This is a genomic window from Mycobacterium sp. WMMD1722, from assembly GCF_049315205.1.
GTDB lineage: Bacteria > Actinomycetota > Actinomycetes > Mycobacteriales > Mycobacteriaceae > Mycobacterium.
In genome coordinates, this window is sequence record NZ_CP186056.1 from 3,145,022 (window position 1) to 3,158,611 (window position 13,590).

Genomic DNA, 13,590 nt, shown 5'->3' on the forward strand with positions numbered 1-13,590 from the left:
GGCGTGTTGGGTACAGACACGCCCGCTCGCGGGATCCTTGGGGCTAGATCGGGTGGGCGGCGAACCAGTCGAGCAGCAGACCGGCCAGCTCCTCGGGCCGTTCCTCGGGAATCCAGTGCGACGCGCCCGCCATCACCTCGAAGCGGTACTCGCCGGAGACGTACTTCTCGGTGTCGTAGGCCCCCTTCGCCAGCAGCGCGGCATCGTCGTCACTCCACACGAACATGGTCGGAACCGTGATGCGGCCGGTGGCGGCACGGGGATTGATCAGCGGCATGCCGCGGTACCAGTTGAGTCCCGCGGTGAGCGCACCCGGTTCGAGCATGGCCTGGGCATCGCGACGGGCGTTCTCCGGCGTCTGGCCGATGCGGGTCAGCGAACGCTGGGCGAACTTTCCGTCCGCACGGCGCAGCAGGTACTCCGGCAGCCACGGCAGCTGGAAGACATACATGTACCAGGACGCCAGGCCCTGCCGGCTGGTCGCGATCGCCTTGAGGAAGGCGGCCGGGTGCGGCACCGACACCGGGGTCACCGTGGCCAGGCGCTCGGGCATCTCGGCGGCCACCCCCCACGCGACGGCGGCCCCCCAATCGTGGCCGACCAGGTGCACGCGGTCGGCGCCGCTCGCGTCGATCAGCGCCCCGACATCGGCGACCAGTTCTCCGATGACGTAGTCGCGGCGCCGGCGCGGCCGGGCACCGGGCGAATACCCCCGCTGGTTGGGCGCCAGACATCGGTAGCCCTGCGCGGTCAGCCGGGCGGTGACCGCATCCCAACTGTCGTTGTGCTGCGGAAAGCCGTGCAGCAGCACCACGACAGGGCCGTCGGGCGGACCGGAGTCGCGGACGTCGAACACCAGATCGTCGCGGCGGTACTGTTCCATACCGCCCAGCATTGCCTACCGCGGTGGCGACCGGAAGAGCGGATCAACTCCCGCCGAGAACGGCGAACACCTCCTGCAGCGCGGCCAGCGAGTGGGCCGGCAGAAAGGCATCGCAGTACGGCAGCGCCGTCGCCATCGACGCCGCCAGCGGCTGATAACCCGGTTGCGCGGCGCGAGGATTCAGCCACACCAGTCGTTCGGCGCGCCGGCGAAGCCGCGCCAGCGCCTGATCGAGCGCCTCGGGCGCGCTGCTGTCCCAGCCGTCGGATGCGATGACGACGACCGCCCCGCGCAGTGCCGCGCCGTGCGGACCCGACAGCAGCGCGCCGATGCTCTCGGCCAGGTGGGTTCCGCCGTAGCGGTCGACCACGACGGCGTTCGCGCGGGCCAGCGCGACCTCGGCAGTGCGGTGCGCCAGTACCGCGGTGAGCCGGGTCAATTGGGTGGAGAACGCGAAGACCTCGGGGCGGACCCGTCCGCGCCGCAGCACCGCGGCCCGCATGAGATGCAGATACACCGTGGCGTAGGGCTGCATCGAACGGCTCACGTCACACACCAGCACGATGCGACGTTCGTGGCGGCGCGGCCGGCTGCGGGCCAGCAGCACCGCCTCCCACCCGGTGCGGCGGGAATCGCGGATGGTGCGGCGCAGATCGACGCGTTTGCCGTGGCGATGCTGTTCGCGGCGCAACGTGGGGCGCTGCGGCCAGGTGGCCGAGGCCCGCTCCAGCCACTGGCCGAGCAGCCGCAGATCTTCGGGGTCGAATCGGTCGAAGGGCTCGTCTGCACGGGCGACGATGCGGCTGGGCAGCAGATCGGGCAGCGCCACACCGGTCTCGGATTCGTCCGCAGCGCAGATCGTGGCGGGCCGGGTGGCCCACGGCAGTCCGTCGACGTCGAGCACCGGACCCTGGCCGCCGCGCACCGCCTGGCTCGACACCACCGGTTCCAGCGAGCTGCGCCCACGGGTCACCGGGTCGACGGCGAGCACCGCGTCGGCGAACACCGCTGCGAAAACGGCGTCGAACGACGCGAGATCCTGAGCGCGGTCGACCAGTGTCAAGCGCGCCGCCCAGTACAGCTCGCTGGTCGTCCGCGGCGCCAGCTCCCGCAGCGCGTCGACGAATGCCGCGGGTCCGCTCGCCGACACCACCACCGCCCCGCCGCGCAGCCGCGCGACCAGAGCGACCGCGAACGCGGCCAGGTCCACCCCGCGCAGCAGCAGCGGGGTGTTCATCACCGCAGTCGGCGCAGAACGGCCAGCAGCAGCACCACGGCGCCGATGGCCAGCACCGCAGGCGCGTACTTCTTGACGACGCCGCCGCCGGCGAGGTCGAGCAGATCGATCGGCGGCGCCTCGGCGGGCCGAGCGGTCGGCCCGGCGCCGTTGGCGGCCGGTGCGCCTGCAGGTGTCACTGCAGGCGCGGTGGCCGGTGCAGCCGCGGGCATGGCCGATGCGGTGGGGGCACCGGCGAGTTCGGCCTCCAGCGACTCCACGAACTGGCCCAGCAGCTTCTCCGAGACCTGCTGCAGCATCCCGCTGCCGAACTGGGCGAGCTTTCCGACGATCTTCAGATCGGTGTCCACGGTCACCCGGGTGCGGTCCCCGTCGGCGTGCAGCTGTGCGGTCACCGTCGCGGCGGCGTTGCCGGTACCGCGCGACTCCTTACCGCGTCCGTCGATGACGGCCCGGTACGCGTCGCGGTCCTGTTCGACGAAGTGCACCTTGCCGCTGAACTCGCTGGTGACCGGCCCCACCTTGACCTTCACCTTGCCCAGCACGTCCTCGCCGTCCCGGCCGGTCATCGTCGCACCCGGCATCAGGGGAATGACCTGCTCGAGGTCGGTGAGCACATCCCACGCCCGCTCGATCGGTGCGCTGACGGTGAACTCGTTGGCGATCTTCATCGGCTTCCTCTCATCGATTATCTCGGGCTGTATCCGGCGAACGCCTCGCCCAGCGTCACCCGGTCGTCGGGGGTCTTGGCGAGCGTGCCGAGCGTGGCGGGCACCTCGTCGGGCTGCGCGACCAGGTCGCCGACACCGAGGGTGACCAGGGCGGCCACCCAGTCGATGGTCTCGGAGATCCCGGGCGGTTTGTCGAGATCCAGATCGCGGGCCGCACCGACGAATTGGGCCGCCTGCTCGATCAGCGGCGCGGTGGCGCCGGAGACGGTGCGGCGCAGGATCGCCACCGCACGCACCGGATCGGGGTAGTCGATCCAGTGGTACAGGCAGCGCCGCCGCAGCGCGTCGTGCAGATCGCGGCTGCGGTTTGAGGTCAGCACGGCCAGCGGTCGGTGTTCGGCGGTGAAGGTACCGATCTCCGGCACGGTGACCGCCGCCTCGCCGAGGAACTCCAGCAGCAGCGCTTCGAATTCGTCGTCGGCACGGTCGATCTCGTCGATGAGCAGCACCGGTGGTGTGGGCCCGCGGTGGCGCACGCAGCGCAGGATCGGCCGGTCGACGAGGTAGTTCTCGGTGTACAGGTCGGCTTCGCTGATGCCGCCGCCCCGGGCTTCGGCCAGCCGGATGCTGAGCAGTTGCCGTTGATAGTTCCAGTCGTAGAGCGCCTCGGCTGCCGACAGCCCCTCGTAGCACTGCAGCCGGATCAGCGGCGAACCCAGCACCGCGGCAAGGTTTTTGGCCGCAGAGGTCTTACCGACCCCGGGTTCACCCTCCAGGAGCAGCGGCCGGCCCAGCGTCACCGCCAGATAGATCGCCGACGCCGTGCCGGTGTCGAGGAGGTGGTCGTGGCGGTCGAACCGGTCGACCACCTCGGCGACGCCGGCGAACGGGCGGTCAGTGGCAGTGATGGGGGGCCTCCGCTGCGCCGGGCGCGGCATCGCGCGGGGACACCGCCACACCGTCGACGCGGATCGCCGCGACGACTTCCGCGGCGATGGACACCGCGATCTCGGCCGGCGTGCGGGCGCCGATCGGCAATCCGACCGGGGTGTGGACCCGCAGCCGTTCGGCGGCAGTGAGATTCAACGGCGCGAGCACGGCCGCACCCCGGACCCGGCTGGCGACGAGCCCGATGTAGTCGACCCCGGCGTCGAGCGCGGCGCGGATCATCTCGGCCTCGGGCCCACCGTGGCTGGCGATGACGACCGCAGTCGTCCCGCTCAGCTCCCGGCCGTGATCCCGGTGCACCTCATAGCCGAGAACAGCGCACACCTCGGCCAGTGCCTCGGCGATCGGCGTGGCACCGCACACCCGCACCAGCGGCGCGGGGACCTGCGGCACCAGGAAGATCTCCAGGGCTCCGCCCGACAGGCAGGGGTTCACCACGACGCACGCGCCCGGGGCGTCCGGGAAATGGACGTCGCCGTCGGGCAGCACGCGCAGCAGCACACTCTGGTTGGACTGCAGCGCACCGAGGGCGGCCTTGCGCACCGAGCTCTGCGCACACTCCCCTCCGACGAAACCCTCGATCGTGCCGTCGGACAACAGGATCGCCTCGTCACCGGCGTGCGCCGAGGTGGGCTGCTGAGCGCGCACCACGGTGGCGCGGACGAACGGGGTGCGCGCGGCGAGCAGCTGCTGCGCCCGGTCGTGCACGGTGGCCGCGGAACGCATCAGAATCGGCATCCTCTCAGATCGGCGGCGTCGGCCGGCCCTGCATGGCTTCCCACACCCGCGATGGGGTCAGCGGCATGTCGGCGTGCCGGACACCGAACGGTTTGAGGGCGTCGACGACGGCGTTGACCACCGCGGGCGGCGAACCGACCGTGGCGGATTCGCCGATCCCCTTGGCGCCGATCGGATGGTGCGGGGACGGGGTCACGGTGAATCCGGTCTCGAGGTTGGGCACCTCCAGCGCGGTCGGGATGAGGTAGTCCATCAGCGACCCGCCCAGGCAGTTGCCGTCCTCGTCGAACGCGATCATCTCCATCAGGGCCATCCCGATCCCGTCGACGATGCCGCCATGGACCTGTCCCTCGATGATCATCGGATTGATGCGGGTACCGCAGTCGTCGACGGCCAGGAACCGCCGCACCTTGACCACGGCAGTGCCCGGATCGATGTCGACCACGCAGAAGTACGCACCGTAGGGGTAGGTGAGGTTCTCCGGGTTGTAGCAGATCTGGGCGTCCAGGCCGCCTTCGATGCCCTCGGGCAGGTCCCCCGCGCCGTGCGCCCGCATGGCGATGTCGGAGATGCTGACCGTGGCCGACGGGTCACCTTTGACGCGGAAACTGCCCTTGTCCCATTCCAGGTCGGCGACCGAGGCCTCCAGCATTCCGGAGGCGATGATCTTGGCCTTGTCGCGCACCTTGCGCGCCACCAGCGCCGCGGCCGCCCCCGAGACCGGGGTGGACCGGCTGCCGTAGGTCCCCAATCCGAACGGCGTCTGGTCGGTGTCGCCGTGCACGACGTCGATGTCGTCGGGCGGGATGCCCAATTCCTCGGCGATGATCTGCGCGAACGTGGTCTCGTGGCCCTGCCCCTGGGTCTGCACCGACAGCCGCACCACGGCCTTGCCGGTCGGATGCACCCGCAGTTCGCAGCCGTCGGCCATGCCCAGACCCAGGATGTCCATATCCTTGCGGGGTCCGGCGCCGACGGCTTCGGTGAAGAACGACATCCCGATACCCATCAGTTCGCCGCGTTCACGACGTTCTTGCTGTTCGGCGCGCAGCTGCTCGTAGCCGATCAGGTCCATGGCCGTTCGCATGGTGGTTTCGTAGTCACCGGAATCGTAGGTCCAGCCGGTCTTGGAGTGGTAGGGAAACTGGTCCGGCTTCAACAGGTTTCGCAGCCGCAGCTCGGCCGGGTCGAGCCCGAGTTCGTCGGCCAGACAGTCCACCAGGCGTTCGACGAAGTACACCGCCTCGGTGATCCGGAACGAGCACGCGTAGGCGACCCCGCCGGGGGCCTTGTTGGTGTACACCGCCGTCATGTGGCAGTAGGCGGCCTCGATGTCGTAGCTGCCGGTGAAGACCCCGAAGAATCCGGCCGGGTACTTCACCGGCGCCGCAACGCCGTTGAACGCACCGTGGTCGGCCAATACGTTCGAGCGGATCGCCAGGATCCGGCCGTCCCGGGTGGCGGCGATCTCGCCGACCATGATGTAGTCCCGGGCGAATCCGGTGGACGTCAGGTTCTCGCTGCGGTCCTCCATCCACTTGACCGGTTTACCCAGCAGCAGCGACCCCACGATCGCGCACACGTAGCCGGGATAGATCGGCACCTTGTTGCCGAATCCGCCGCCGATGTCCGGCGAGATGACCCGGATTTTGTGTTCGGGCAGACCGGCCACCAGGGCATAGAGGGTGCGGTGCGCATGCGGGGCCTGGGTGGTCGACCAGAGGGTGAGCTTGCCACTGACCGGGTCGAGATCGGCGACCGCACCGCAGGTCTCCATCGGCGCGGGGTGGACCCGCGGATAGATGATCTCCTGTTTGACGACGACGTCCGCGCGGGCGAACGCGGCGTCGGTGGCGGCGGCATCGCCGGTCTCCCAGTCGAAGCAGTGGTTGTCGGTCTTGCCCTCCAGATCGGTGCGGATCACCTCCGCGCCGGGCGCCAACGCGGTGCGTACGTCGATCACCGGATCGAGCGGTTCGTAGTCGACGTCGATGAGCTCGACCCCGTCGCGGGCCGAGTAGCGGTCCTCGGCGACGACGAACGCCACCTCCTGGCCCTGGAACCGGACCTTGTCGGTCGCCAGTACGGCCTGCACGTCGTTGGACAGCGTGGGCATCCACGCCAGCCCTTTTTCGGCCAGGTCGGCGCCGGTGACCACTGCCTTGACCTTCGGATGCGCCTCGGCGGCCGAGGTGTCGATTCCCAGGATGCGGGCGTGGGCGTAGGGCGAGCGCAGAATCGCCAGGTGCAGCATGCCGGGCAGCGTCACGTCGTCGACGTAGTTGCCGCGACCGCGGATGAAGCGCGGGTCCTCCTTGCGCAGCATCCGGCCGTGCCCGCACGGCTTCTTGTCGTTGTCCTGGTCGGTCTCGGCGCCCGGACGCTCCTCGACTGCGGTCATGAGGGACTCCCCGTCTCGATGAGGTGATCGCCGGCGACCGGCCCGAGGGTGTCGTCGGTCTGGGCCTGCGGTGCGAAATCGTCGCCATCGGGTCCGGGCTCGACCACCCGGCCGTCGGCGTGGCGGGCCGCCCACTGCACCGACCGCACGATGGTGGTGTAGCCGGTGCAACGGCAGATCTGACCCGAGATCGCCTCGCGGATCTCGGGTTCGGTGGGGTGCGGGTTGCGGTCGAGCAGTGCCCGCGCGGTGATCATCATGCCCGGGGTGCAGAAGCCGCACTGCAGGCCGTGACACTGCATGAAACCCTCCTGCACGGGGTCGAGCGTGCCGTCGACCTCGAGCCCCTCGACGGTGCGGATGTCGTGCCCGCCGGCCATGACGGCCAGCATGGTGCAGGACTTGACCGGCTCCCCGTCGACGGCCACCACGCAGGTGCCGCAGTTGCTGGTGTCGCAACCCCAGTGGGTTCCGGTGAGGCGCAGCGTATCCCGCAGGAAATGCACCAGCAGCATTCGCGGTTCGACGTCGGCGCTGACCTGTTCGCCGTTGACCGTCATCGTCACCTGCATGATCAGGACCCCTCTCGGATGCGCTGCACCGCGGTGCGCAGCGTGTGGACGGTGAGTTCGGCGGCGAGGTGGCGTTTGTAGTCAGCGCTGCCCCGCATATCGGACACGGGTTCGCAGGCCGCGGCGGCCTGGCGGCCCGCATCGGCGAATGTGTCCTCGGTGGCGGGTCTGCCGGTCAGCGCCTCGCCCACCGCGGCGAGGGCCTCGGGATCGGGATTGACGGCGGTCAGGCCGACCCGGGCCGCGGTGATCGTGTCGGCGTCCAGGGTGACCGAGGCGCCCGCGGCGGTGACCGCCCAGTCCCCCACTCGCCGTTCGACTTTCAGGTATGCGCTCGACGTGCCCGGCGCCACCGGGATGCGGACTTCGATGAGGATCTCGTTGTGCGACAACGAGGTTTCGTACGGGCCCTGCAGGAAGTCGTCGATCGGTATCTCCCGTGGACCGGACGGCCCCCGCGCCACCACGACCGCGCCCAGGATGGCGCACACGGTGGTGAGATCTTCGGCAGGATCGGCTTGGCACAGCGAGCCGCCCAGGGTGCCCCGGTTGCGCACCACCGGATCGGCGATCACCCGTTCGGCGTCGGCGAAGATGGGGCACCGCCGGGCCAGGTCGCCGGATTCGAGGATCTGCCGGTGCCGGGTCATCGCGCCGATGCGGATCTGCGCGCCCGAGGCGCCGTCGGCGACGGTGATGTATCCGAGTTCGCCGATCAGGTCGTTGATGTCGACCAGGTACTCCGGATTGGCGATGCGCAACTTCATCATCGGCAGCAGGCTGTGCCCGCCCGCCACGATCATTGCGCCGTCACCCAACCGGTCGAGGAGCCCGATGGCGTGCTCCACGCTGGTCGCGCGCTCGTATTCGAAGGGACCGGGTACCTGCATGTGATCGCCCTCACATCCGTGGGAAGGGCCTTCAGTGTGGGCGTGCCCGATCAGAGCGTCAATAGCGGGTTAAGGGATCGCTTAACTCGCTGTGTTCGACCTGGTCATGGTGGATGCGGCCGCCGGTCTCGCCGAGCCGGCGGCCGGTGCCGCCCCACCGGGCCGCGATGATCTCCGCGGCGATCGAGACCGCCGTCTCCTCCGGTGTGCGCGCCCCGAGGTCCAATCCGATCGGGCTGGACAGCCGGCCCAGTTCGGCCTCGGTGAGCCCCGCATCGCGCAGCCGGGCCAGCCGGTCGCCGTGGGTGCGCCGCGACCCCATGGCCCCGATGTACCCGACGGCGGGCAGGCGCAGCGCCACCTCCAGCAGCGGCACGTCGAACTTGGGGTCGTGGGTGAGCACGCAGATCACGGTGCGGGTGTCGATCGCCCCGGCCTCGACCTGGGCGGCCAGATAGCGGTGGGGCCAGTCGACCACCACCTCGTCGGCGGTGGGGAACCGGGCCGCCGTGGCGAACACCGGCCGGGCGTCACACACACTGACCCGGTATCCGAGCAACGATCCTTGCTGGGCCACGGCGGCGGCGAAATCGATCGCACCGAACACCAGCATGCGGGGCCGCGGTGCGTATGCGGCGACGAAGACCTCCATGCCGGCTCCGCGGCGCTGCCCGTCGGGGCCGTAGGTCAGCACCTCGCTACGGCCGGCGGCCAGGAGTCCCCGCGCGTCGTCGGTGACGGCCGCGTCGGCCCGGGCCGAACCCAACACTCCCACCGCCGGGGTCTCGCCCGGCCGCACCACCAGCCGGCGGCCCACCCATGACGGGTCGGGGTGGGCGATGACGGTGGCCACCGCGACCGGGCGGTGCTCGGCGATGTCCTGGGCCACCGCACCTAATTCCGGAAACGTCGCCGCCGAGACCGGTTCGACGAAGACGTCCAGGATTCCGCCGCAGGTGAGTCCGACGGCGAATGCGTCGTCGTCGGAGACGCCGTAGCGCTGGACGACGGGGACGCCGGTGGCGACGACGTCGGTGGCGAGGTCGTACACCGCACCTTCGACGCAGCCGCCCGAGACCGAGCCGCTGACCGAGCCGTCGGGCGCGACGAGCATCGCGGCGCCGGGTTGGCGCGGCGCCGACCGGAACGTGCGCACCACCGTGGCCACTCCGGCGGTGCAGCCGGAACGCCAGAGCGCCGACAACTCGTTCAGCACGTCTCTCACGTTGCCCAATGTAGGCCCACGATTAGGGTGGCGACTGTGACACCAGCGCAATTGCGGGCCTACTCGGCGGTGGTCCGGTTGGGTTCCGTGCACGCGGCCGCGGAGGAGCTCGGCATGTCCGACGCCGGCATCTCCATGCATGTCGCGCAGTTGCGTAAGGAGCTCGACGACCCCCTGTTCGGTCGTACCGCCGCCGGGCTGGCGTTCACGCCGGGCGGGTTGCGGCTGGCCAGTCGGGCCATCGAGATCCTCGGCCTGCAGCAGCAGACCGCCATCGAGGTGACCGAGGCCGCGCACGGCCGGCGGCTGCTCCGCGTGGCGGCGTCGACCGCTTTCGCCGAACACGCGGCGCCGGGGCTGATCGAACTGTTCTCCTCACGCGCGGACGATCTTTCGGTGGAATTGTCCGTTCATCCCGCCGGGCGGTTCCGCGACCTCATCGAATCCCGGGCGGTCGACATCGCGTTGGGCCCCCCACCCGCCGATCCCGGGCCGGCGATCGTCACGCGGCCGTTCCTGAAGTACCAGATCATCGCGGTCACCTCCGCGGACAGTCCGCTGGGCCGCGGCGTGCCGACCCTCGCGCAGCTGCGCGAGCAACCGTGGATGCTCGGCCCCTCGGCCGGCGGTGTGGACGGCGAGATCGCCGCCATGCTGCGCGCGGCGGCCATTCCGGAGAGCCGGCAACGGATCTTCCAGAGCGACGCCGCGGCCCTCGAGGAGGTGCAGCGCGCCGGCGGAGTGCACCTGACCATCGGCTTCGCCGTCGCCAAGGATCTGGCGTCGGGCCGGCTGGTCCAGCTCAAGAGTCCGGGGCTGCAGGTGTCCGGCGAGTGGTCCGCGGCCACCCTCACCCCGGCGGCGCGTCAGCCCGCGGCCTCCGAACTGCTCCGGTTCATCACCACCCCGCGTTGCACGCAGGCGATGATCCGCGGCAGCGGCGTCGGCGTCACCCGGTTCAAGCCCAAAGTCCATGTGACGCTGTGGAGTTGAGTCAGCGCCCGGCTTCCAGGGCACGGATCAGGCTGGCCGCGTCCCACGGCCCCTTGTGCCGGATGCCGTTGACGAAGAAGGTCGGCGTCGAGTTCAGGTCCATCTCGTCGGCGTCCTGCACATCGTCTTGGACGCGGTGCAGCACCGAGCTGGGGTGCTGGCGCACGTCCTGGTCGAACTGCTCGATGTCCAGTCCGATCGCGACGGCGTAACGGTACATATCCGACCAGGACAGATCGTCCTGATGGGCGAAGAGCTGCCGGCTCATCTCGAAGAATCTGCCCTGCACAGCGGCACCCTCGCTGGCGCGGGCGGCGTCGAATGCCCGTGGATGCACCCGCCCGAGGGGCAGGTGCCGCCAGACGTAGAGCAATTCGTCACCGAAGTGCGCCCGCACCTCGTCGATCGCACCGGTGGCCCGGCCGCAGAACGGACATTCGAAGTCGCCGTACTCGACGAGCACCAGCGGCGCATGCGGATCCCCACGGGTGTGGTCGCGTTGCGGGTCGACCGGACGCAGCAGCTTCACGCCGATCGGTTCGGGGGGACTGATCCAGTCGGCGATGCGGAACACCGCCCAGCCCAACACGAATGCGCACACCGACGCGATCAGGACACCGACGCGGGCTTGATCCTGTCGGGCGGGGTCGTCGATGGCGAGCTCGACGATGAACAGTGAGATCGTGAATCCGATTCCGGACAGGGCCGCCCCGCCGGCCACCCGGCGCATGGTGAGCCCGGGCGCCAGCACCCCGAGGCCGGTGGCGCGCATCAACGCTGTCGCGCCGGTGATGCCGACCAATTTGCCGACCACCAGGCCGGCGACGATCCCCCACGTCAACGGTGAGCGCAGCGCCGCGCTGACGGTCTGCTCGTCCAGGCGCACCCCCGCATTCGCCAGCGCGAAGATCGGCAGCACCAGATACGAGACGTACGGCCCGACCGCGGCCTGCAGCCGTTCGTTGATCGAGATGGATTCGCGCAGACCGCGCGTGACGGCGCGGGCGTAGTGCGGGTTGGGTGATTGCCGGAACGCGCGGACCAGATCCACGGTCTGCTCGACCCGCCGCCGCTGCGGGGTGAACACCGGGATCAGCAGCGCGACGGCGACCCCGGCCAGCGTCGGGTGCACATGCGCGGAGAACAGAGCGATCCACAGCGCGACACCCAGCACGGCATAGGCCGGTCCGCGCAGGGCGGGCAGACGTCGCACCAAGGCCAGCGCGACCAGGAGCACCAGCGCCACGGCCAGCGGGGCGATCGCGAGGTCGTCGGTGTAGAACACTGCGATCGCGGCGAGCGCTCCGACGTCGTCGACCACGGCGAGGGTGAGCAGGAAGATCCGAACGCGCGCCGGGAATTGCGGTCTGATCACCGCGAGCGCGCCGATCAGGAACGCGGTGTCGGTGGATATCACCACCCCCCAGGCCTGCGCATCCGGTCCGGAGGCATTGAACGCCAGGAAGATCGCGGCGGGCGCCAGCAGACCGGCCAGCGCGGCGACCACCGGCACCGCCGCCCGTGAGCGGTCGGTCAGTTCGCCGATGGTGAACTCCGCCTTCACCTCCAGGCCGACGATGAAGAAGAACAACGCCATCAGGGCGTCGTTGACCAGATGTCCCACCGACATGCCGGCGTGGTAGCCACCGAAGTTGACGCCGATCTCGGTATGCCAGAACGCCGAGTAGGTCTGCGCCCACGGGGAGTTGGCCCAGAGGATGGCCAGCAGTGTGAAGCCCAGTAGCAGTGCCGCAGAACGGTTGTCCGACGTCTTGGGCGCTTTAGGGTCTCGGTTGAAGCGGTTGGGCAGGGACCGGACCTCGTCCGGCAACGCCTCGGTCACGGGCCGGTGGTTTCCGGCTCGATCCCGGCGGCGGAGTCGCTCTCGGCCACCGCATGCGCGGCCTCCATCAGCATCCAGCCCGACAGCTGCACCGACAGGTCACGCTCGGGAATCTCCGAGGCGTTGACGGCACCGTCGACGGACTCCGCCTGCCGGCCGCTCGCGGTCGGCAACTGCGCGGTGCGGTCCCAGAACGCCGGGAAGAGGGGGGTGCCGGCCTGATCGGGCCCGACCGACTGCCGGTTGTCCCACGCCGCGTCGGCCGATGTGAGCACGAGCTCGCGGGCCGTGCGGCGGCAGGCCGCGTCGGGTTCGTCGAGCCCGGGCAGGGTGGTGGCCACCAGCGCCAGGTAGCGGGCGAGGATGCCGTGGAAGAGGCCCCCGTCGCCGCCGCCGGCGGCCTTCAGGATGCCGCCGGGCGCCATGTGCTCGGCGATCGCCGCGACGAGCCGGTGGACCCGATCGGCGTGCACCCGGTCGCCGGTGCGGACCGCGAGTTCGACCTCGAGGCCCAGCACCACGCCCTGGCAGTAGGTGTACTGGGCGCGGACCAGCGACCCGGCCTTGATGCCGTCGAACACCAGCTTCGTCTCCGGGTCGACGAGCACCTCGTCGATCCAGTCGGCCATCTGTTCGGCCCGGCGTAGACGATCGTCGTACCGGGACAGGAAGATCGCGGCCGGGCCGTTGGCGGGCGCATTGAAGAACTGGTCCTGCTTACGCCACGGGATGCCGCCTCCGTCCTCGGGCACCCAGGCGTTGACGAACTGCCCGGCCAGCGTCTGCAGGGCGCCGGGTCGCTGCACGCCGGTGAGCCGGGCGGCGCGCTCCAGCGCGAGCGCCAGCCACGCCATGTCGTCGTAGTAGTCGTTGGTCCACCTGCCGAGGTTGCGCAGCCGATGCCCGCGGATCTGGCGGGTGATCCGACGTTGCCGTTCGGGGTTGGGATCCCGCATCTGCGCGTCGACGAGGCAGTCCAGCAGGTGTGCCTGCCACCAGTAGTGCCAGGTGCCGAACCAGCTGTATCGCCGCTCGGCCGGCCAGGCCACCACCCCCAGCTGGGTACCGGGCAGCGCCCACAGCCGTCGCAGATGCCGCTGGGTGATCGCCGTCTCGGCGCTGGCCGCGCGATTCGCCCACAGCTGGTCCATGACGACGATCCTGCCAAACGAGCGGTTCGACGGCAGCC

Annotated in this window: 12 protein-coding genes; 1 reads left to right on the forward strand and 11 read right to left on the reverse strand. The window is 70.2% G+C overall.

Annotated elements, in window-relative coordinates; all coding sequences use genetic code 11:
• Positions 1-43: 43 nt before the first annotated feature.
• Genes ACN27E_RS15135 through ACN27E_RS15175 form a run of 9 tightly spaced genes read right to left on the reverse strand, consistent with a single transcriptional unit; the run spans position 44 to position 9,565 of the window.
• Positions 44-883, reverse strand: a complete 840-nt coding sequence (locus ACN27E_RS15135) for an alpha/beta fold hydrolase (RefSeq protein WP_422742634.1) — start codon at positions 881-883, stop codon at positions 44-46.
• Positions 884-926: 43 nt separating this feature from the next.
• On the reverse strand, positions 927-2,120 hold the full coding sequence (locus ACN27E_RS15140) for a vWA domain-containing protein (protein WP_422742636.1): 1,194 nt from the start codon (positions 2,118-2,120) through the stop codon (positions 927-929).
• Complete coding sequence (locus ACN27E_RS15145) at positions 2,120-2,791, reverse strand: SRPBCC family protein (RefSeq protein ID WP_422742638.1); 672 nt, start codon at positions 2,789-2,791, stop codon at positions 2,120-2,122. The genes ACN27E_RS15140 and ACN27E_RS15145 overlap by 1 nt, the downstream gene beginning before the upstream one ends.
• A gap of 17 nt (positions 2,792-2,808) precedes the next feature.
• Positions 2,809-3,729, reverse strand: a complete 921-nt coding sequence (locus tag ACN27E_RS15150) for an AAA family ATPase (protein ID WP_422742640.1) — start codon at positions 3,727-3,729, stop codon at positions 2,809-2,811.
• Entirely contained in the window at positions 3,686-4,465 is a 780-nt protein-coding gene (locus ACN27E_RS15155) for an XdhC family protein (protein ID WP_422742642.1), read from the reverse strand. The genes ACN27E_RS15150 and ACN27E_RS15155 overlap by 44 nt, the downstream gene beginning before the upstream one ends.
• 16 nt (positions 4,466-4,481) lie before the next feature.
• On the reverse strand, positions 4,482-6,878 hold the full coding sequence (locus tag ACN27E_RS15160) for an aerobic carbon-monoxide dehydrogenase large subunit (protein WP_422742643.1): 2,397 nt from the start codon (positions 6,876-6,878) through the stop codon (positions 4,482-4,484).
• Positions 6,875-7,450 (reverse strand): (2Fe-2S)-binding protein, encoded by a 576-nt coding sequence (locus ACN27E_RS15165; protein WP_422742645.1) that lies wholly within the window; start codon positions 7,448-7,450, stop codon positions 6,875-6,877. Before ACN27E_RS15165 ends, ACN27E_RS15160 begins: the two co-directional genes overlap by 4 nt.
• A 2-nt stretch (positions 7,451-7,452) precedes the next feature.
• A complete protein-coding gene (locus ACN27E_RS15170) occupies positions 7,453-8,340 on the reverse strand; it encodes an FAD binding domain-containing protein (RefSeq protein ID WP_422742647.1) in 888 nt (295 codons plus the stop codon).
• A gap of 58 nt (positions 8,341-8,398) precedes the next feature.
• Positions 8,399-9,565, reverse strand: a complete 1,167-nt coding sequence (locus tag ACN27E_RS15175; RefSeq protein WP_422742648.1) for an XdhC family protein — start codon at positions 9,563-9,565, stop codon at positions 8,399-8,401.
• A gap of 36 nt (positions 9,566-9,601) precedes the next feature.
• Here ACN27E_RS15175 and ACN27E_RS15180 point away from each other — a divergent pair, with 36 nt between their 5' ends.
• Positions 9,602-10,558, forward strand: coding sequence for a LysR family transcriptional regulator (locus ACN27E_RS15180; RefSeq protein WP_422742650.1), 957 nt, complete (start codon positions 9,602-9,604; stop codon positions 10,556-10,558).
• 1 nt (position 10,559) lies between these two features.
• Here ACN27E_RS15180 and nhaA read toward each other — a convergent pair whose 3' ends face one another.
• Together nhaA and ACN27E_RS15190 are read right to left on the reverse strand one after the other, a co-directional pair.
• Entirely contained in the window at positions 10,560-12,401 is a 1,842-nt protein-coding gene (nhaA, locus tag ACN27E_RS15185) for a Na+/H+ antiporter NhaA (protein ID WP_422742652.1), read from the reverse strand.
• A complete protein-coding gene (locus ACN27E_RS15190; RefSeq protein ID WP_422742654.1) occupies positions 12,398-13,552 on the reverse strand; it encodes a glycoside hydrolase family 76 protein in 1,155 nt (384 codons plus the stop codon). Before ACN27E_RS15190 ends, nhaA begins: the two co-directional genes overlap by 4 nt.
• Positions 13,553-13,590: the final 38 nt, after the last annotated feature.